14 protein-coding genes are annotated in these 19,993 nt (G+C 57.0%); 7 read left to right on the top strand and 7 right to left on the bottom strand.

What is annotated here, in order from left to right; all coding sequences use genetic code 11:
* Positions 1-65 precede the first annotated feature (65 nt).
* Both SK3146_RS24770 and SK3146_RS24765 read right to left on the bottom strand, forming a co-directional pair.
* Entirely contained in the window at positions 66-2,654 is a 2,589-nt protein-coding gene (locus tag SK3146_RS24770; protein WP_249861271.1) for a metallophosphoesterase, read from the bottom strand.
* A gap of 4 nt (positions 2,655-2,658) precedes the next feature.
* Positions 2,659-3,924 carry a class I SAM-dependent methyltransferase gene (locus tag SK3146_RS24765; RefSeq protein WP_249861270.1) on the bottom strand — a complete coding sequence of 422 codons (1,266 nt, stop codon included), beginning with the start codon at positions 3,922-3,924 and terminating at the stop codon, positions 2,659-2,661.
* A gap of 1,141 nt (positions 3,925-5,065) precedes the next feature.
* Between SK3146_RS24765 and SK3146_RS24760 the strand changes: the two genes are divergently transcribed.
* Positions 5,066-5,803: a phosphotransferase family protein gene (locus SK3146_RS24760; protein ID WP_349655162.1), complete on the top strand. Its 738-nt coding sequence runs from the start codon at positions 5,066-5,068 to the stop codon at positions 5,801-5,803.
* Positions 5,804-5,859: 56 nt separating this feature from the next.
* On the top strand, positions 5,860-7,479 hold the full coding sequence (locus SK3146_RS24755) for an NAD(P)H-hydrate dehydratase (protein WP_249861269.1): 1,620 nt from the start codon (positions 5,860-5,862) through the stop codon (positions 7,477-7,479).
* A 132-nt stretch (positions 7,480-7,611) separates the two neighbouring features.
* On the opposite strand, the gene SK3146_RS24750 is transcribed toward SK3146_RS24755, so the two are convergent.
* Positions 7,612-8,649 (bottom strand): DJ-1/PfpI family protein, encoded by a 1,038-nt coding sequence (locus tag SK3146_RS24750; RefSeq protein WP_249861268.1) that lies wholly within the window; start codon positions 8,647-8,649, stop codon positions 7,612-7,614.
* A gap of 20 nt (positions 8,650-8,669) precedes the next feature.
* On the bottom strand, positions 8,670-9,302 hold the full coding sequence (locus tag SK3146_RS24745; protein ID WP_249861267.1) for a DUF2306 domain-containing protein: 633 nt from the start codon (positions 9,300-9,302) through the stop codon (positions 8,670-8,672).
* A 431-nt stretch (positions 9,303-9,733) separates the two neighbouring features.
* Here SK3146_RS24745 and SK3146_RS24740 point away from each other — a divergent pair, with 431 nt between their 5' ends.
* Positions 9,734-10,438 (top strand): response regulator transcription factor, encoded by a 705-nt coding sequence (locus tag SK3146_RS24740; protein WP_249861266.1) that lies wholly within the window; start codon positions 9,734-9,736, stop codon positions 10,436-10,438.
* Positions 10,435-11,526, top strand: a complete 1,092-nt coding sequence (locus tag SK3146_RS24735) for a sensor histidine kinase (protein ID WP_249861265.1) — start codon at positions 10,435-10,437, stop codon at positions 11,524-11,526. Before SK3146_RS24740 ends, SK3146_RS24735 begins: the two co-directional genes overlap by 4 nt.
* A gap of 5 nt (positions 11,527-11,531) precedes the next feature.
* Here SK3146_RS24735 and SK3146_RS24730 read toward each other — a convergent pair whose 3' ends face one another.
* The 3 genes from SK3146_RS24730 to SK3146_RS24720 all read right to left on the bottom strand — a co-directional run bounded on the left by SK3146_RS24730 (position 11,532) and on the right by SK3146_RS24720 (position 15,424).
* Entirely contained in the window at positions 11,532-12,488 is a 957-nt protein-coding gene (locus SK3146_RS24730) for a 3'-5' exoribonuclease YhaM family protein (RefSeq protein ID WP_249861264.1), read from the bottom strand.
* A 157-nt stretch (positions 12,489-12,645) separates the two neighbouring features.
* Positions 12,646-13,413, bottom strand: coding sequence for an IucA/IucC family C-terminal-domain containing protein (locus tag SK3146_RS24725; protein WP_249861263.1), 768 nt, complete (start codon positions 13,411-13,413; stop codon positions 12,646-12,648).
* Positions 13,414-13,432: 19 nt separating this feature from the next.
* Positions 13,433-15,424, bottom strand: a complete 1,992-nt coding sequence (locus SK3146_RS24720; RefSeq protein ID WP_249861262.1) for an AraC family transcriptional regulator — start codon at positions 15,422-15,424, stop codon at positions 13,433-13,435.
* Between the two features lie 242 nt (positions 15,425-15,666).
* Between SK3146_RS24720 and SK3146_RS24715 the strand changes: the two genes are divergently transcribed.
* The 3 genes from SK3146_RS24715 to SK3146_RS24705 all read left to right on the top strand — a co-directional run bounded on the left by SK3146_RS24715 (position 15,667) and on the right by SK3146_RS24705 (position 19,993).
* A complete protein-coding gene (locus SK3146_RS24715; RefSeq protein WP_249861261.1) occupies positions 15,667-16,809 on the top strand; it encodes an ROK family transcriptional regulator in 1,143 nt (380 codons plus the stop codon).
* A gap of 152 nt (positions 16,810-16,961) precedes the next feature.
* Positions 16,962-18,470 (top strand): sodium:solute symporter family protein, encoded by a 1,509-nt coding sequence (locus tag SK3146_RS24710; protein ID WP_249861260.1) that lies wholly within the window; start codon positions 16,962-16,964, stop codon positions 18,468-18,470.
* Positions 18,471-18,688: 218 nt separating this feature from the next.
* Positions 18,689-19,993 (top strand): AGE family epimerase/isomerase, encoded by a 1,305-nt coding sequence (locus tag SK3146_RS24705; protein WP_249861259.1) that lies wholly within the window; start codon positions 18,689-18,691, stop codon positions 19,991-19,993.

Genomic DNA, 19,993 nt, shown 5'->3' with positions numbered 1-19,993 from the left:
TGCTCGAAAAACCTTCATCGATCCATAACGGGCCGCTCTACAGCGGTATCTCTGATGGAGCCGCCTCACAGCCGCGGGTCTATCACCTTCTCCTGCGCCGTCTCGAACAGTAAATTCGCGGCGGCGTTCCGGTAATCTTCGTTGTCCGCATCGATGGCGTCGAACGGGATTGCCAGCATCGCCTGCCCCAGCCGGTACTCGTTCAGCGACGTACGCAGCTTCGGCGCGATGTTCTTCTGCTTGATCAGCTTTTTATATTTGTGCGCAAAGCGGTAATCATAGCCGTAAATGATCGACAAGTACTCCGCGTTGCGCACCTTCATATAAGGAACGGTCGTACCGTCCGCCCGCTCCGGCTTGATGACGACGCCCTCCATCTGATTCGCGACGGTCAGACGGGCGAAGTACGCCTCGGCTTGCGCATAACAGCCGGGATCGGCCAGATCCAGCAGCAGATAATCGTCATCCGATACGAAACGGTACATCTCCGATGTCGACCCTTCCGGAATGCGCTCCTCCCCGTTCTCGCACACCGTCTTCAGCAGCGCAAACGGCTTGTAATCCAGCTCGCCGTCCCCGGCATACAGCTCCAGCTGCTTTTTGTACACCTGGTAAGCGTCGATATGCTCCTGCAAAGGGACGTGCGCGGCGGCGGCTTCGCGGACATATTTGTAATTATGATATGCCGCGTTCCCGTATTTGTCGTTCAGCGCTTTTTTGGACAGATGGAATTGATCCTGCTCAAAGCCGCTTGCGTCGTATTGGGCGAGCAGCTCCTCCCAGGCCGCTTCGAATCCGTTCTGTTGGAGAAAGGCGAATTCGCTCTCCAGCGCTTTGCCGATAGGCATAAATTGCTTCTGAATCAAGCCGTCGCCGAGCGATTTCCAGGGCATCAGCTCCCCGTCCAGAAGGAGCATCGCGATCCGGTTCCGCTCCATATAAGCGCCGAATTTGTCCAGCAGCTTCCCGTAGACGGCGGACAAGTCGAGCCGGGCGATTTTGTACCCGTTGCGGCTGACGGCGAAGCATTGCTCCGCGTCCCGATGCAAATAAATATTGCAGCGGGAGCCCATATATTTGGGCTGCAGCACGACCTCGCGGACGCCGCGTCCGGCAAAATAGCTTAAGCCGCGCTTCAGCGACTCCAGCTCCTGCGCCGCCTCGTCCTTATCCGCAGGCGACATCGTGCCGGAAATAAAATTGACTTTGTTGCGGGAGCAGTAGCGCAGCCGCCGCAGGTCCTCCTCCTCCAAATCCTGAAGCGAAACGGACCTCGCTGCCGGGAAAATCTCCTGTAACGGTTCGTCCAGCACGGTCTGCCCGGAAGGATGAGATTTATAGAACGGCCGATGCGCCATGCTCACCGCCGTCAGCATATTGCCGTGCACGGCGCCGGTATCGATATGAAGCTTGTTCAGAATGCGCGCCGGCCGCTTGGCCGCGATATGGCCGAATAGATGATACGGATGATTGACCACCGCCTCTTCCTTGAGAAAAGCGAGCTGCTCCTCCAGCGGCGCTTCGCGGTCGATGCGCAGGTTCCGCTGATGGCGCAAGGAGTCGGCGTCCAGCTTGCCGATGTACTTGCTGCGGCAGGGCGCATGAGTGACGTAGAACGACGGGCCCTGCCCTCCGCTCCGCCAATAAAACGGCCGGGACAGCGCGATCAGCGAGCGGAATTTGCCCAGCAGCTCCTCATCCTGCAGCAGCACCCGAGTCGAGCCGAAGTAAGAATTCAGCAGTTCGGGATCGGCGCCCTGAATATCGCCCCTCGTGTACTTATCGACGAAATGCTCGTGATTGCCTTTAACGAACAAAAAATGCTCGCGGTTATCATACAAAAATTCCACCGTTTCCCGCGTATGGCCGCCCTTGTCAATCCAGTCTCCCGCCAAAATGATCTTGGTGCCGGCCGTTTTGTCCGTCGCCGCAAGCCGCCCGTCCTCCAGCTTGTAGCCGCAGCTTTGCAAAAGACCCTTCAAATCGCTCAGGCATTCGTGAACGTCGCCGACGACGATATATTTCTGATCCGGAGGGAGCATCGTCGCCGCGTAATCGTCCCAATTGTCGATAACGACCGTATATGCGGCATTCGGCGTCTTCTCTTCCGGCGAGTAAAAATCTTTGCAGCGGATTTTATGCACCTGATCGTAGCCTTCGCGCGCCAGCGCTCCCAGCACTTCCCGCTTCAGCCTTGTAATATGCTGGGAGATCAGCTTTTTCGACCGTTCCGAAGCGTAATAATCGGATCTTTGCCGATAGTCGAACACGACCGCCTCCAGGCGGTACTGCCGATCCCGCGCGACGGCCCGCACCTGAGCCCGGAAATCCTCGGACAAACCGGTCGTATCGATAACAACGAATTCGGCCGATACCGGAAAGGAAGTCACCAGCTTCAGCTTTTCGAATAGCAGCCGGAAAGCCTGCTCGCTCGCCTCCAACATCACCTGATCGTACTTATCGTAGTCATAGCCGAGCAGCTCCTGTCGAATATCGTCGGACGATAAATACTGCACGTTCAGCCTTCTGCCCGGCGTCTCTCCCGCAGCCCGCTTCAGCCCGGGCATCAGCACTTCGTTGGCGAAGGTCGTCTTGCCGCATTCCGTAGAACCGATCAACATAAATATCGTATGCACACGGGTACGCATCTCCATAAGCTTACCCCTCCTTTTTCTTCAAAATCGCGCCCTGCGTCGTCGGCACATCGTTCACCCGATCGCCTATCGCCATCCATTCGCATTCAAGATCGAGCCCCGCGGCGGCTTCCGACAGCCACCGGCTGAACTGCTCCCGGCTCATCTCCCACTTATGATCTTCATGGCGGAACCCGGACAATTCATAGTAGCGGTTGAATTCCGCGTTCGGCGTCGTAATGATGCATTGTCCGAACCGGATGCGCTCGCCGATCAGGCGGATCAATGCGGCCGCTTCCTCCTCGCTCATATGCTCCACGACTTCGGTCACAATGATATCGACCTCTTCGCCGTTGTAGGTTTCGAGAAACTGCTCTATCGAGCCGAAGGTGACGATATTGTCGAGCTCCTTGGCCTGCGCTTTACGGTTGACGGCGGCAACCGCCTCTTCGTTAATGTCTACGGCATAGTAGCTGCCGTTCGTTTTGCCCGCGAATGCGGAGGCATAGAAGCCTTCCCCGCAGCCGATGTCCAGAATCGACTTGTCGAACGCAAGCCTGCTGCCGATATGACGCCTCCGCTGATGCGCCGTCCCGCCGAAATCAAGTTGAATGGCGTAGCGGCCGGTGTCCTCAAGCATCGCCCTATATTTCTTGAAGCGGTCTTTCGAAGACAGGAAATGGCGCGCGAACAAACTGCGGATATAGAACGGAGCGTCGATCACCTGGATGCTGCGGACGTATTTGTCCAGAATATCTTCCGTAATATCGAGCTGCTCCTCGCCGAACATCGCCAGAAACAAACATAATGCGCTGACGGCGTGAAGCAGCCGGTAGAGGCTGTGCCGGGTTGTGACGGCAAGCGAATAGCTGTGATGGGCATGATGCCGAAGCTCGAAAGTCAGTTCGGGAAAATGCTTGTCGAAGAAGCCGACATAGCGGGCTAACGGAATATGAATCATATTGATCCAAAACGTATGCTCATACCCTTCCGTATCCCGCGGATCTTGGGTTTTCAGCGGAGCGGAGAAAAAATCCCCGATCGCATTGAGCGGAAAAAGCGGCGTGTTGTAGCGGGACACATTCAAATATTCGAATTGCTCGCCTGCATCCTGCTTATAGGAAATGTCGTTATCCGCATCCTTGAAATAGACGTTGTACGCGGACGGGTCCGTATACCAGCCGTAGGCCAGCCCTTTGCGTACGGAGCGGAGCTGCATGCCCGACTGCGGATTTTTTTTGATGATAAAAGAAAATTCGGGGTTCGTCGATTTCAATTGAACTATAGCCATCGTTCACCTCTCCTTGGCCGGTGCTTGTAATAGATAGCCTTATCATCGCGCGAATCCGGCTTCGCGAACAGGGTGAAAGTATTACGATAACGAAATCGTCGCTCACTTTATCGGCGGGCTTATATGAGTCTGTCCGGCGGATTGACTTTTGTAGATCCATTCGGTGATTGATTCGTGGCCTGCGGTCGATAGAGGCTTCACTCGCTGTTGCAGCCGGGTTCTTTCATGTTGAACCCCCCTCAAGCGGGGAAAATCCGCTGTAAAGGCAAGCGCTAACGCTGTTCCAACTCTCTATCGGCTCTCCGGCCATTTGAATCTGGAGAAGTGCCAGCGTTCGTCTTTGCTACCGATTCACAAACCCATTCAAGGGCCAATTATTCAAGAAATTCGGGGCGGGCAGCGATCGAAAGATGCTTTCGCATGCGCACAGTAGGCGCCCCTTCTATAGCACGGAAAATCCACTGCAAAAGCGAGCGCTAACGCAGCATATTCGCAACGGACACAGTGGCCGTTATATAAACCCGATCGGCCTTCTGGGATTTCTAACGGACACAGATGCAGCTATTTGTTGACAAAGCCTCCGTTGAAAGCCATTCGCAGCTAAGTAAGCGCCATGACGTCCGCTACGTTTAAAAAACGTCTGTTTGTGCCGACATAAGCTCCCCGGTGTCCGTTAGACTTAGAAACGATTCGATGCTCGGTTCCGGAGGCTACACCTTCTGCATCTCCCTTCCAGGCCGTTCGAGCGTTTACCCGCTCCTGAGAACGATGCTCGGAGGAGCAGTGTTTGAAAGCGAAGTTAAAAACGCCCGCTGCGCAAGCAAGGGCATCTTCCAATTGCTATTGAGAAATCGGATGCTTTGGATTGTTTTTTCGCTTTTTTATAGAGAGAATCCAATTTCAAAGACGAACGCTACTTCTCCAGACTGTTCTCGCTTGCTCCATCTGCCTTTTCACCACTTTATTCCGAGGTGTGGTGAAGCATAGCGGCCCGCTCTACGCTTCCAATACCGGCGCCAAAAGCTTGGTTCAATAAAAGCGGCAAACATGCTAAAATTAGGAAAAAAACGCCGAGGTGATCGCCTTGCCCCCCATCCTTTTACGCGAAATTCCCCGGGAAATCATCGAGCATTCAGGAACGGTGAAAAGCATTCGTTTTCCGCGCCAGGGTCATACGTCAGATGTAGGCATCATCGAATGCGCGCACGGCCGCTTCGTGCTCAAAAGAGCCAAAGGCGAGCAATACTGCGCCTGGTTATCCAAGGAAGTCGGCGTCCTGGCCTGTTTGCACAGCGGTGCCGCGCTGCCCGTTCCCCGCGTATACCGGTTCGTCGAACAAAAAGAGGAGAGCCAGTCGTGGGCTTTGCTGCAATGTTTTGAAGGCGAAACGTTAAGAGAGGCATTGACCAAGGAGAACAGTGCGGACAAGAAGCAGGAGTTGATCTTCCGTTTCGGCGCAAGTTTGGCGCAAATTCATGCGGCTCTCTGCCCCGAAGCACTCGTGGGCGATGCCGATTGGCTGGACGACATGCTGCGCAAGGCGGAGTTCAACCTTGCCCGTTACGCTACCGACGGAACGGCGGAGCTGCTGGAATTATTGAAGAGAAGCAAGCCTGCGCCCATCGAAAACACGCTAATTCACGGCGATTTCACCCTCGATAACGCGCTGGTTCATGACGGAAGCATAACGGGGATTATTGACTGGAGCGGCGGGGCGTTCGGCGACCCGAGATATGACGTATCTTTGGCCGTTCGTCCGAAGCCCGGCGCTATGGAAACGGATGCGGAGAGAGAAGCTTTCTTCGAAGGGTACGGAAGAAAGATCATAAGCGAGCGGGAATATCGATATTTTGAAAACGGGCTTTATGAATTTTTCTAACCCGCGGGCAAGCCGTCCCTAAAATAAACCTATCACCTGCAAGGAGATGAACAGCAATGTATGTCGTAAACTCCGATGAGATGCGGAATCTGGACCGGTACACGATAGAGACTATCGGTATTCCGGCCAATGTGCTGATGGAAAATGCGGGACGGGAGGTTGCGCGTCGCATTGAAACGCTGTTTAGCCGGACGGTCTCCGCAGACGGCCCCGCCCGCTGGGTCATCTTGGCCGGAAAAGGCAATAACGGCGGCGACGGTCTGGTGATCGCCCGCCATCTGCTCGAAGCCGGCTTCGAGGCGGAGGTGGTTTACGCCGAAGCGCCCGAACGGATGGCTTCGGCGGATGCCGTCGCGCAGCGCCGCATTATCGAGCGCCTGGGGATACCCGCTCGGGTATACGGCGCGGAACCGCTCGACTGGCGGGCGTATGACGGCATCGTCGACGCGCTGCTCGGCGTAGGCGCGGCGGGCGCTCCGCGCGGGCCGTACGCGGCGCTCATCCGGGAGGCTAACGCCTCCGGTCTGCCGATCGTCGCCGTCGATCTGCCGAGCGGGCTTGACGCCGACACCGGCGCCGTCCATGAGCCGTGCATCCGGGCCAAGCTAACCGTCGCTCTCGCGTTTCTCAAGCGCGGGCTGATGCAGTACCCCGGCGCGGATTACGCGGGCCAAGTCGTTTGCGCGCCCATCGGCATTCCCGCGAAGCTCGCCGACGAGCTCGGCGTGCAAACGTACGTGCTGAACGAGAGCGTATTGCGGCGTATCCTTGGCGTCGATCCCGCCATGCCGCGCCGGCAGAATACGCATAAAGGGACCTACGGGCATGCGCTGATCGCCGCAGGCTCGCGCCGTATGAGCGGCGCGGCCCTGCTCAGCGCCAAATCCGCGCTGCGCGCCGGCTGCGGCCTGGTCACCCTGGCGGTGCCCGACCGGCTGCTGGATTCGCTCATCGGGCAGATTCCCGAGCTGATGTTGGCCGCCGTGCCCGACGGAGGTACGGGAGAATGGGGCTCGCTGGGAGAAGGCACTACTGCCCCGGCCGCCTCACATGACGGAAGCGACGCCGGGCCGTCCGAGAGAACGATCGGCGCAGCGGAGCAAGCGCTGCTCTCCCTCGCCGAAGGCAAACAGGCCATGCTGATCGGCCCCGGCATGGGCCGCTTTCCGGGCGACAGCGCCTGGCTGCGCGCGGCATGGGAGTCCGTCGCGTCGCCGCTCGTTATCGACGCGGACGCGTTGAATATGCTGGCGGATGCGCAGAACTTCGCCGCCTGGCCGAGACGTCCGTCGCCGACGGTGCTTACGCCGCATCCCGGCGAAATGGCGCGGCTCGCCGGCGTTAGCACGCCTGAGGTGCAGCACGACCGGATCGGTCTCGCCCGCCGCTATGCGATGAAGCACGGGGTGACGCTCGTGCTGAAGGGCGCTCGCACGGTCGTCGCAACCGCCGCCGGCTCGGTCTATATTAACGTGAACGGCAATCCCGGAATGGCGACGGGCGGCTCGGGAGACGTGCTGGCAGGCATCATTGCGAGCTTGCTGGCGCAAGGCTTTACGGCGGAGCAGGCGGCCGGGCTCGGCGTCTATCTCCACGGCGCCGCAGGAGACCGGGCGCAGGCGCAGCGTCGCTCCACGGGCTCGATGCTCGCCGGCGACATCGCGGACATGCTATAAGGCAAGTCCTGTACTGCGGAGAACGGCCGATGATCGGACGGCGGCGGTCCGGGACGCGCGCCCTTCTGCGTCCGCTCGCCGATGCCATCGCTTTCTCCGCATGCGGCCATGGGTAACCGCAGCCGTTCCGCGCTAAGACGGTTCGCGTCTGCGAATGCCTTGAACTTTCGAAGACGGCAGCATCTTCGCCGTTGCCGTACCGGATAGCCGGTCCCCGTCTACGGTAACGGCAAATTTCAACTGCAGCCGCATCGGCTTTTTCACGCGAAGCGACCATGTCAGTTCGCTGCCGTTCTGAATATGCAGGTCCGTGCATTCGGATATTTCGTCGCCCTGCCGGAACGTGCCTCGAACCGTGCCGTTCGCCTTGGAGATCGTCATCACGACCGGAAGCTTGCCGACCGGAGTGGAGATCGTCAAATCCCATATCCCTTCGATGGCCCGCAGCGATTCTTTCGTCCTCTCCGGCCGTACAGGATCAAGCTCTCGCTCGTCTCCCGGATCGCCCGGCTTCGAGTGCTCCAGCGGCGCGATGCCCGCTTCGGTCCATACCGTCCCCCTGCGCTCATATTCAAACAGCTGCTCCACCGCATGCGAGATTCGGGGCCCCCATTCCCGCTCGACCAAGTATAAGGCGACATCGAGTCCGGATGTGACCCCGCCGCCGGTGACGAGCCTGCCGTCCACGACGACTCTTGCGGATACGGGCTTGGCCCCCATGGCGCGGAGCGCCTCCATCCCCAGAACATGCGTGACGGCGTAACGGTCCTCAAGCAGGCCGTCCATGGCGAGCAGCATCGCTCCGCCGCATACGGTGGAGACCGTCATCTTCTCATTGCTTACCGCTTGCCGCAGCATCGGCATAAGCGCGCTCTCCTTCGCCCGCAGCAGCTGCGTCATTACGCTATCCTCGCTCGTATCTTCCGGCCCGACCTTGCCCATAGCGCCCGGAATGAGCAGAATACCGCCGCAATCCGGATCGATGAATCCTGAAGCGGGCAATCCGGGACCGTTCATGCCGCTCGGGACGATTCTCGTCCCTTCCGCACTGACGAAATTCACTTGAAAATCGCTTCCGCTCAGCATGTTCGCGGCCGTAAACACTTCATAAGGACCGATCGCATCCATAAGATCAAAGCCATCGAATAAAACGATTTGAATATTGAACATCGCTACTCTCCCCTTTTCTTTCATGCATGACCGCCGGCTCCGCCTGTCCTGATAGCCGCTTCGGCGGTCAGCAGCAGCGACGGCATGGCCGCCATGACGCTATAGGAATAGGCTGTCTCATATTCCAAGCCAAGCCCGTCGCCAAACAAAAGCATAAATAAATGAATCGCCAGATTAGTGAAACAAAAGGCGTAGCTTCGCATCATCCAACGGCGGTGCTCGGCTATCTTTTTCCGTTTGATGTACACAAATGCGGTCAGCGTCGCAGCAAACCAAACGATGTTCCACAAGTTAAACATGACGCTGACGGCTTTCCCTCCCGTCGCATACGGCGCCAAGTACCCGGATGTCAGCAGCACCGCAAGCACGCTCAATAAATAAACGTACCCGTTCAAGCGATGCACGCTCCGATACTGCCGAAGCAGCCGATTCGAGAAATTCACGGCGCCAGCCAGCAAAGCGACGGAAGCAAAAAGAATATGCACATCCAGCATGGTGAGCCATGCCGGTACATGAACCGCGCGCCTGAGGCCGCTCTTGCGGGCCAGGAATTCCGCTGCGCCCGGGTCCGATACATACCGGTTCAAGAGCGCCCATACAATAGAAACGACCGCGAGCGCCGCCACGGCTTGATAGAGGCGCTTCCTACTCATCCGGCTCCTCTCCCGTCTGCTTCAAATGGGCCCGGCTTGGACCTTTTCCCTGTTTCATACATGTCTGCTCCTTTCTTGACCGATTTCCTATCCGGCCTTTGAAGTGTGGTGAAAAAGTCCGCTGCGCCCATTTGATCCTCCAATCGCTGTTGAAACCGGATTTTGTAAATGGTTACTTTCTTTTTACATGGAGAACATCCGGTTTCAAAGGCGAACGCTATCGCTTTTCCAGATTCAAATGGCCCCTCCGCTCGTTTTTCACCGCGCTTCCAGCATAACCCGAATCTGTTGCAGAACGGGGACCGAAACTGTCACAAAACCGTCTCTAACCGGTCTCTAACCGGTCATCGTATGCGCCGTCTCAAAGGAACATGATATACTGTCAGTGTGTGTAGACACGCTTATGTCGTACCGAAAAGGTCGTGGTTTCCATGAATCAGCCGAAAACAATTATGGTCGTCGACGACGATGTCAGCATCGTCGAACTGATGAGAGACTTTTTGATCAATGACGGGTTTCGGGTCGTCACGGCCCATGATGCGAACTCCGCCTTGGCCGCGTTCCGCCGGCAACCGGCGGACTGTCTCATTGTGGACGTCATGATGCCGGGGCAAGACGGATTCGAGCTGTGCCGAAAAATCCGCGAGACGAGCAATGTCCCGATCCTGTTTCTAAGCGCACGGGACGACGACATTCACAAAATCCGGGGACTCGGCATCGGGGGAGACGACTATATCGTGAAAACCGCTTCCCCCGTTGAAGTGATCGCCCGGGTCAAGGCGGTGCTGCGCCGTGCCGCAGCGTCCGGGCAGGGGACCGGACAGACAGCCGGAAAGGTCATCGATTACGGGCGGCTTCAGCTAAACTTCGCCACGAGGGAAATCAGCGTTAACGGAGAACAGGTATTCTTGACCCCCAAGGAATTTGAAGTATTCCGACTATTGGCCGAGCATCCCCGGCAAGTATTTACTTATGAACAGTTATTGGACCAGTTTTGGGACGGGGTCGGAGATAAACATACCGTGCGGGTGCTCATGGCGAGAATGCGTGAAAAAATCGAGGCCGAACCCGGTCAGCCGCCGTACATCACGAATGTTTGGGGAATCGGATACCGGTTTGAGGGACTACCGCAATGAGGGCGTTTAAGGTTCGCACGGTGCTGTTCGGCTCGCTGTTTATGATCTCGAGCCTTGCTTGGATCGTTTACGTCGTCGTTCATCTCATCGAAACCAAATCGATACAGATCGGTGCGGAACAAGGGCCGAGCCGAATCGGGATATGGCTGGCTGCGTCCGTCGGCTTTCTGGCCGCAATTGCCGTGTTCGGTTACGGCTTTCGCAAATGGATCATCGAGCCTTTGGAGGCGATGGGCAGAGCCGCCGGGCAAATTGCGGAGGGAAATTTGGATATTGAGCTGCCGCCTTCGGGGGTCCGGGAGATTGCGGAGGTTCGCCGCGGCTTCGATAAGATGGCGGCCGGGCTGCGCGAGTCCGTCCGGCAGCAATCCGCGCTGGAAGAAGAACGGCGGTTTTTCATCGGCGCCATCGCGCATGATTTGCGCACGCCGCTGTTTGCGCTCAGAGGGTATTTGGAAGGGCTGGAGCGCAACGTCGCTTCCAGCCCTGAACAGAGGAATCATTATGTGAAGGTATGCAAACAAAAATCCGAGCAATTGGACCGTCTGGTCTCCGATCTGCTCGCCTTCGTCAAAACGGATCATATGGAGAGCCTGCACCGGCAAGATTCGATCGAGCTCGCGGACATGGTTCAACAATCGGCTCAGACCGTGCGTCATGCGGCCGAAGCCAAATCGATCGCCTTGCGCCTCCGAATCCCTCCGGCCGATGCCAGTTCGGGACTTGTGACCGGGGACGCTTATTTGCTGGAACGGGCGTTCAACAACCTGCTCGATAACGCCGTCAGGCATACGCCGCATGGCGGCGTCATTGAAGTGATCTGCTCCACTACGCCGGACAAGGCGACGGCGACCGTCCTGGATTCGGGTCCGGGTATTCCGGAGGCCGATCTTGAGCGCGTGTTCGAGCCCTTATACCGCGGCGAGTCGTCGCGAAACCGCGAGTCCGGCGGAACCGGCCTCGGACTCACGATAGCGAGACGCATCTTCCGGGCGCACGGCGGCGATTTGACGGCGGACAACCATCCGCAAGGCGGCGCGAGGCTGACCGGGTGGATTCCCCGTACATCGGGAGCGGAATCCGAATAAGGCGGCTACAGCTTCGTCCGGTAGATCGGCTTGTTCTCCAGCCCGCGGATCATCGGCGTCCACGCTTCCGATTCCGGCAAGGAATCGAGCGCGTCCTCGACCATCTGCAGCTTGGCGTCCAGCGCGTCGATATGATGCAGCGCGACGGCCTCCGCCGTCTGCGGCTGTACGGGGCTGCCCCACTCGCCCAGGTTGTGATGGGACAAGACGAGATGCTGAAGCGCAATGACCCGCTCCGACTGCAGATCGATACCGCTGTGAATGGCGGCCTCGGTAATCCAATTCGAGGCCATCGAGATATGGCCGAGCAGCTTGCCCTGCACGCTGTAATCGGTCACGATGCCGAGTTGGGCGATCATCTCCTCGGGCTTGGCGATATCATGCAATATGATGCCCGCCTTAAGCAGATCGGCGTTCAAAAACGGGCGCTGCTTGCATACGAAATCGGCGATTTCAAGCATGCGGACCATATGATAAGCCAAACCGGCGTAATAGGCATGGTGATGGGTTTTGGCCGCGGGGTAGTGCATTAATTTCTCGTCTACTTTATTCACGCAGTAAGAGACGAGCGTCTTGATCCCGTCATCCTGTATCGACGCCATTACCTGCTTGATCGTATAGACCAGATCGACGGGACGAATCGGCGCCGAACGGATAAAATCGGTGAGCGATACGCCATCGTTCTCCGTCGCCTTGCGGATGCGGGTGATTTTGACCTGCAGCCTCTCGCGGTACGTCTGAACAATCCCCCGAATTTTAACTAATCCCATCGGAAAAAAGGTCTCTTTATCCGCCGCCGAAACGTCCCAATATTTGGCCGACAGCTGACCGCTCGAATCGCACATGACAATATCGAAATAATCTTTGGGCGGCGTCCCGTTCGTCTGCTTGACCTCCAGCTCTTTCAACAAATAAAATCCGACAAATTCATCCTGATTGACCAGGCTTTTAATTAACGTCATATGGTATGCCTCCAAAACTAGTAACCTATGTATGACTCTATTCTAGCATATTCGGTGCCAAACGTAATGGCTTCGGCATTAGAAGCGGCGCCACATCTCGGAAACGGCAAAGAAGACTCTCCTAAAATCGGAGAAGCCTTCTTAAGACGCGCCCGTCCTAACCGATAGGACAGGCGTCGCAGCAGCTTTGATCCGGGGCGATCTTGTAGTACAGACAGCATGTTTTTCTCATTCGAACCGCAGGCTCCGGAAACGCGCCGCCGGACGGCTTTCCGTAGAAGACGGCTAACGGATTGTCCTTCTCCCCGAACAAATCCGGCCGGGCCTCATGCACCAAATAATAGTAGTCGTCGCTAATGCAGGCTGCTTCCTCGGAACCGCATCCTTCGCCGAGCCGCTTCTCATAGAGCGAATAGATGCGGACGGCGATGTTCTCCCATAGGACGGGCAGCGGTATGGCCGCCGCTTGGGATATGGAGCGAAGCAAAGGACCGACATGCCCGCCGAAAAGAGTTCCGACCACTTCCTCACGCCATTCCCCCCGCTTCCCCTCAGCCGGCGAGGTGATGCGGCCGTTCTTGAAGCTTAACGACGGCTGCCACTTGCCCCAAGCGCCTTCCGGGACGGAAAGGAAGCTGTTTTGTAGCGACAGATCCAGCCCCCGATTATACATCGTCATGGCATATAAGCCGGAAGCGGCGCAGAGGAAGGCGTACCGCTTGACAAACTGCGAGGCGGCAACCCTTCTGGATGAGGCCTGCATTTTATCCGACAGCCGGTCCAAGTACGCCGCGCACTCTCCTTCATCGAGCAAACCGGCCACAGCCATGAAGCCGGCCGAATCCGCATCCGCGCAGACGGACAACTGAAAATGGCGGTCCAAATATTCCCATTGCCGCGGTTCCAGTACGTTATATTCCTTCATCGGCTTCTCCGGTACCTTTCTACAGCTTCAGCTCGACGTTAAACGCTTTCGCAATCTGATCGACGACCATATTCATCGCGATAGGCCCGTAATAGCCGATCCATAAGGTCGCATTCACCGGATAGACGTGATTTTCCTTGACGGCCTTCAAGTTTTTCCATACGGCGGTGCTTTGGAACTGTTCCGCCAGCCGCTGGAACTGGTCGTCCGTCAGGAAAAACATGTGATCCGCGTTAACCTCGGTCAAAGCTTCCAGCGTGATCATCATGCTCGTATCCTTATCGTTCACGGCCTGTTTCGGCGGGGTCAGCCCCAAATCTTTGTATAAAATGGATGCGGTGCGATGCGTCGTCGTATGCAGCCGGATATTGTTATCCCGCGGACGGATTAGAGCGACGGTCTGCCCGTTCAGCTTGGCCGTCAGCTCCGCTTTCAGCTTGCCGACCTTCTGGTCGTAGTCGTTGCGTACTTTCTCCGCTTCCTTCTCTTTGCCGAACATTTTCCCGAGCGTCGTCAGCGAATCGCGCCAATCTTCATTGCGGTCCATCATGATCGTCGGAGCGATCTTGACGAGGCTGTCATAAATTTTTTCCTGAAACTCCGTGCATATAATGAAATCCGGCTCCATCGCGATAATGGCCTCCAGATTAGGCTCGTCCTTGGTTCCAAGTACTTTGACGTCCCCCAGCTTATCGCTCAGGTAGTCGGGAAATTGCTCTTTATCGGCGGTCGTAATGACCGTGCCGGCAGGCTTCTCGTTCAAAGCGATCAGCTGATCGACAAACTGGGCGTCCAGAACGGCCGTCTTCTCGGGGCGTCGCTCCAGCGTTACTTCACCCTTCATATGCTTGATCGTTACGGGAGAGCTTAACTTGGCGGCCCCTTGAGAATCTGCGCTCCCTGAAGCGGCCGATTGCGGCGCAACCTGACTCGCCCCTCCGCCTCCCGCCCCGGCGCTGCTTGTAGCGGCGCTGGAGCAAGCTCCGAGCAGCAGCAGTAATGCCAGCATAAAACCCACCGTCGGCATCGCTATGAAATTTTTGTACATGGGTGTAATTCCTCCGTCTTTGTATTGATAATGATTTTCATCGTCAATACGACTATACAATCGCGGCCTCCCTGCGCCAATGGGAAATCGCGACAGACGGGATGGATTTAGGCGACGTGTCCCTGCCGCGGGCCTTGCCCGCTCTTTAAAATGAAGCGGAGAAACGCCGGTATATTTCTTGAACATCCGGCTGAAATAATAGCTGTCCGTATAGCCGACCGATTCGGCGATATGCGGCAGCGAAGCGTCCGTATGCCGCAGCATCGCTTGAGCCTTTTGCATCCGGACCTCGATCAGATAATCCATCGGCCCCATCTGCAGTCTCGCTTTGAACAGCCGCTGAAGCTGCCGCACGCTGCAGTGGAACAAGGCCGCCAAGGAATGAAGCGTGATCGGCTCGGCGTAATGCTCGTCGATATACCGGACGGCTTGAGCGGCCGCATTCGGCCGCGCGGTCTGGCCGCCTTGCGCCTGCAGCTGGCCGAGCAGCTCGTAAACGAACTGATGGAACAATCCTTTGACACGAAACTTCTGCAGAGGGCCGCCCTGCTGCCATTCCCGGTCCATTTGCTCGATCGTATTGAAAAGCGGAATCGGGTATTGCGGCGTCAATCCGTATTGCAGCTGAAACGGACTGCTTTCCTTATATAGACGGACCAGTTCTCTACGGCATGGCAGCGTCAGGACGGCATTGTAATACACCATAAAATATTCGAAGGCTTCCGTCACCTGAACGACGTCCAAATAGGCGCCTTTGCCTGCATGGCAGACGAAGCATTTGTCCGCGGCATATTCGGTCCCGTCTAGCAATACTCTGGCTTTGCCGCGCGGCGCAAACAAAAATACGTTGGCCGGAAGCCGGTAAGAACGCAGGCGGCCGCCCGGTTCTATGACGGCATGTCTGACGTCCAATACCCGAAGAGCCGCATGATTCCACAGCAGCATATGATCCTGAAATGGCATGATCCGTTCCCCTTCTTCCATTCCTTGCGCGTAGTATCCGAATAAAAACATTATAGTGATAATCATTCTCATCGGCAATACAAATGTTCCCCGCGCAAGCCGGAAAACATGCAGGGCCCCTTCGAGGTCCGACCGCGCGAAGATTGGCTAGGTCATTTTGAAATATGCTATCATGAGATTCAGAGATTCGATTTTCGCGAGCATGATAGATGCACACAATGACGGAAGGGGCGCCACGATTCATGAGCAAAGGCACGGCCCTGCTGAGGCAGCAAAATGAAAAGCGGACGCTAGCGCTTCTTCGCGCAGGAAAAATCAGCTCCAGACAAGAGATTGCCGCAGCCTTGGGTTTAAGTAAAAATACGATTTCATTAATTGTCGATAAATTTATAAAAGAAGGCGTCATTAAAGAAGTCGGATCGGATGAGCAAGGAAGCGTCGGGCGGCCGCGGATTCAGCTGAGCTTGCAGACGGAGGCGTACAAGAGCATCGGCATCCTGATCCAGCACTCGTACATTCAATATGTCGTCACGGATTACTGCTCCGCCGTTCTGGACCAAGGCAGCATCGTGACGGACGCCAACGACCCCGACCGATGCATCGGCACGCTGATTCGGTTATGCGGCGAGCTGATCGGACGGCATCCGGAGGTGCTCGGTATCGGCGTCGCCGTCCCGGCTCTGGTCGATCCGATCGAAGGGGTCGTTCACTTCTCGTCCCATTTGAGCTGGCGGAATGTCCGGCTCAAGGACCGGATGGACGCGCGGCTGCCGGTTGCAACGAAGGTGCTGAACCTGGTGAAGGCCGCGGCGCTCGCTCCGTCCTCCGGGATGCCGGCGGAGCACGCCGCCAACTCCTTTTATTTGCGTATCGACGAAGGCGTCGGCGGGGCGCATATTATCGACAGCAGCATTTATAACGGCGCCAGCTGGACGGCCGGGGAAGTCGGCCATCTGTGCGTAGAGCCGAACGGCCCGCTCTGCACCTGCGGTCAGAGAGGTTGTCTGGAAGCGATGGTCAGCCTCCCCGCACTGGCCAAGCAGCTCCGGGAGCTGTATCCCGAAGTCCGCGCCGAAGGCGACTTTGACGCTTATTGGACAGAGGACGCGGCCGGGCTCTCTTCCGCCGACGAGCTTATGCGGCAAACAGGACGGTATGTCGGCATCGCGCTCGCGCCCGTCATCGCGCTGCTCAATCCCGGCTATATCGTCGTCGACAGTCCGCTGGACAAGCTGGACGCCTTTAAGCAATCGGTGCTTTCTACAGTGGAAAGCCGGGCGCTGAAATATCCGACCGAGCAAACGAAAATCCTCTTTATCAAAAGCCGCTACGCCTCCAGCATCGGAGCTGCGTTCGCCGTTATTCTTGATTTTGAAAAAGAATGACGGCTTTTTTTCTGCGCCGAATAAAATGTGACAAAAGTTTGAATAGACGATTGACACCCGAAACATGGGCGTGTTAATTTAATATTAACAATTAGTCCTAGTTTAGGATTAATTGATCCGAATCACATTACAAAGCAGGGGTGAACTCCATTATGTCAATGTTGGACTGGATCGTGTTAGGGCTGTTTTTCCTTCTTATGGTGGGTATCGGGGTATGGTCGTTCCGCCAAATCAGCGGTACTCAGGACTTTTTTGCGGCAGGCGGGAAAATGCCTTGGTGGCTGTCCGGCATCTCTCACCATATGTCCGGCTACAGCGCGGCGGTATTCGTCGCCTATGCAGGCGTCGCTTACACCTACGGATTTACCTTGTATGTATGGTGGGCTATCCCGGTGTCCATCGCCGTCTTTGTCGGCGCCGCCCTGATCGCTCCGCGCTGGGCCCGGCTGCGTCAGAGGATGAACATCGAATCCCCTATGGAATACCTGTCTACCAGGTATAACGTGCCTACGCAGCAGCTGATGGCTTGGAGCGGCGTGCTGCTCAAGCTCTTCGACGTCGGGGCCAAATGGGCGGCCATCGCCGTCATCCTAAACGTGTTCGCGGGAGTTCCGCTGAACGTAGGCATTTTCTTATCCGGCGCGATCTCCCTGCTGTACTCCGCTATCGGCGGCCTATGGGCCGACGCCTGGACGGATTTCGCCCAATTCATCGTTCAATTGATCGCCGGAGTCGCCATGTTCGTCATTGTCGTCATGAAATTGGGCGGCATCGGCTCGATTACCGGTATCTGGGATCAACTCCCCGCCTCTCACAGCCAGCCTCTGGTCGGCCCGTATACGATGGGGTTCGTCCTTGCTTACATCCTTATTGATTTTCTCAGCTACAACGGCGGCACCTGGAACCTGGCGCAGCGCTACATCGCTTCTCCGAACGGTTCCGAAGCGCGCAAGGCCGCTCTTCTCTCCGGCGCTTTATATCTCATCTGGCCGCTGATTCTGTTCTTCCCGATGTGGGCCGCTCCTCTCTTCTATCAAGATTTGAAAGATCCGACGCAATCGTATTCGATGATGACAATGGATTTGCTGCCGCACGGCTTGATCGGTCTGGTGCTCGCGTCCATGTTCGCCCATACGATGGCGATGACCACCTCGGACGCCAATGCGATTACGGCGGTCATTACGCGCGATATTTTGCCCGTCATCTCCTCCAAGTACCGTACGCTCAGCGAAAAGACCGCGCTGCGCGTAGCCCGCGGGGCGATGATTACCTTCGTCGTGCTTACCTTGATCATCGCCGTCTACTCCAGCACGTTCGGCGGCATATTGAATCTGCTGATCGTCTGGTTCGGCGCTCTGGTAGGTCCGATCTCGATCCCGATGCTGCTCGGCCTGATTCCTGCCTTCAAGCGAAGCGACTCCACAGCGGCCATCGTATCGTGGGCTGCCGGTATCGTCACGTTCGTAATCGTCAAGTATGTGCTTACCGTCAGCACGGCCACACTCGTTGCTTCCCCTGTCGTCGTGTCGGCCATCCTGTTTATCGGCATGGGCTGGCTGAAGGGCAGCACGCCGGTATCGCCGAAGGTCGAGCAGCTGCTCGATTCGCTGAGCTCCGACGCCCAAGATGCCAATTCCCCGCAGCAGGGATTCAAGGCATAACCGATCGGCGCTATGAAAGCTGAAACATAATACGGCTTTAAAAGCGTGTTGAAAAAGAGCGGAGGGGCCATTTGAATCTGGAAAAGCGTAAGCGGTCGCCTTTATAGACGGATTTTCTCCGCTTTAGCGGTTCAAGATGAAAAAAATCCGGCTATAACAGCGAGCGGAAACTTCTATCGACCGCAGGTCCGGCAACCTTAAGGAAAGGAAGGAACATCATGCACGAAATATGGGGCGCACAAACGCTGCAAGCTTTTTATCAACGTCATCTGCTGGAAGATTTGCTGCCCTTCTGGAGCAAGGCGGTGGACCGGCGCTACGGCGGCATGTTCACCTGCTTCACGAACTCGGGGGACGAGCGGATCAGCACGGATAAATACACCTGGTCGCAGGGCAGATATATATGGATATGGTCGCGGATCGCGCGCTTGATCGGGCAAGGCGTTCTGCCGGGGGACGCTTCGGCTTTCCGGAGGGAGGCGGAGCAGGCCGCGGATTTTCTCCGGCACCACGTCTACTTGGACAACGGGAACTGCGCCTTTCTGCTGACGGAGGACGGGCGGAAGAAGGAGAGCGTTCCCGGGCAAGGCTTCGATACGAGCTTCTATGCGGATTGCTTCGTCGTGCTGGGCTTGGCCGAGCTCGCCCTCCTGAACGAGCGTAACGACATGATTGAAGAAGCGCTCGCCTTGTACGACCGGATTCATGCCCGCTTAAGCGGCGGGCGTATCCGCAGCGAGCCTTACCCGATACCGGAAGGGCTGAAATCGCACTCCGTTCATATGATCCTGCTGAACATTTCCGGTCAGCTGACAGAGACGCTGGCGCATTTCCGCCATCCCGCCTGTCAGCGTGTGCGGCAGGATTGCCTTGCCTACGCCGAGAGCGTCATGAATGAATTCCTTATGCCCGATCAGCGTATCGCCGAGCTGCTTCCGGCTGAGCCCGGCGAGGCGCCGTCAACCGTTCTTTGCCGCCATGTCAATCCCGGGCATACGCTCGAGAGCATGTGGTTCGTCATTCATGCGGCAGGGCTTCTCGGACAAAGCGACTTGGCCGTGCGGACGCTGCCGGTCATCCGCCGGGCGTTCGAGCTCGGATGGGATACGGAGCACGGCGGCCTGCTGCGCTTTGTCGATCGGGACGGCGGGCCTCCCGCGGGACAGCGCACCGGCGATCCGTACGAAACGCTCATTATGGACACCTGGGATTCCAAGCTGTGGTGGCCGCATTCCGAGGCGCTGTACAGCACGCTGCTCGCTTACGAGCTGGCCGGGAAAGCCGAAGACAAAGCGGCGTTGAAAGAGCTGTATTTGAAAACGCATGAATACGTCTTCCGGACCTTCCCCCAGCCCGACCGGCGCATCGGTGAATGGATTCAGATTCGAGACCGGGCAGGCCATCCGCTGGACAAAGTCGTGGCGCTGCCGGTCAAAGATCCGTTCCATATTATCCGCAATGTGCTGCTGATTATCGAGCTGTATGCGAACCATTCGGAAACCGCCGGCGGAGGTGTCCGGTGA

The organism is Paenibacillus konkukensis (assembly GCF_023523925.1).
In the GTDB taxonomy this organism is placed as follows: domain Bacteria; phylum Bacillota; class Bacilli; order Paenibacillales; family NBRC-103111; genus Paenibacillus_S; species Paenibacillus_S doosanensis.
Note: the sequence above shows the minus strand (reverse complement) of the source record. Positions and strands in the feature narration are given on the sequence as shown.

Coding starts and splice junctions, on each gene's coding strand:
- SK3146_RS24705 (WP_249861259.1), top strand. CDS start 18,689: ATGCACGAAATATGGGGCGCACAAACGCTGCAAGCTTTTTATCAACGT.
- SK3146_RS24720 (WP_249861262.1), bottom strand. CDS start 15,424: ATGCCATTTCAGGATCATATGCTGCTGTGGAATCATGCGGCTCTTCGG.
- SK3146_RS24735 (WP_249861265.1), top strand. CDS start 10,435: ATGAGGGCGTTTAAGGTTCGCACGGTGCTGTTCGGCTCGCTGTTTATG.
- SK3146_RS24725 (WP_249861263.1), bottom strand. CDS start 13,413: ATGAAGGAATATAACGTACTGGAACCGCGGCAATGGGAATATTTGGAC.
- SK3146_RS24770 (WP_249861271.1), bottom strand. CDS start 2,654: ATGGAGATGCGTACCCGTGTGCATACGATATTTATGTTGATCGGTTCT.
- SK3146_RS24730 (WP_249861264.1), bottom strand. CDS start 12,488: ATGACGTTAATTAAAAGCCTGGTCAATCAGGATGAATTTGTCGGATTT.
- SK3146_RS24745 (WP_249861267.1), bottom strand. CDS start 9,302: ATGAGTAGGAAGCGCCTCTATCAAGCCGTGGCGGCGCTCGCGGTCGTT.
- SK3146_RS24740 (WP_249861266.1), top strand. CDS start 9,734: ATGAATCAGCCGAAAACAATTATGGTCGTCGACGACGATGTCAGCATC.
- SK3146_RS24750 (WP_249861268.1), bottom strand. CDS start 8,649: ATGTTCAATATTCAAATCGTTTTATTCGATGGCTTTGATCTTATGGAT.
- SK3146_RS24715 (WP_249861261.1), top strand. CDS start 15,667: ATGAGCAAAGGCACGGCCCTGCTGAGGCAGCAAAATGAAAAGCGGACG.
- SK3146_RS24765 (WP_249861270.1), bottom strand. CDS start 3,924: ATGGCTATAGTTCAATTGAAATCGACGAACCCCGAATTTTCTTTTATC.
- SK3146_RS24710 (WP_249861260.1), top strand. CDS start 16,962: ATGTCAATGTTGGACTGGATCGTGTTAGGGCTGTTTTTCCTTCTTATG.
- SK3146_RS24755 (WP_249861269.1), top strand. CDS start 5,860: ATGTATGTCGTAAACTCCGATGAGATGCGGAATCTGGACCGGTACACG.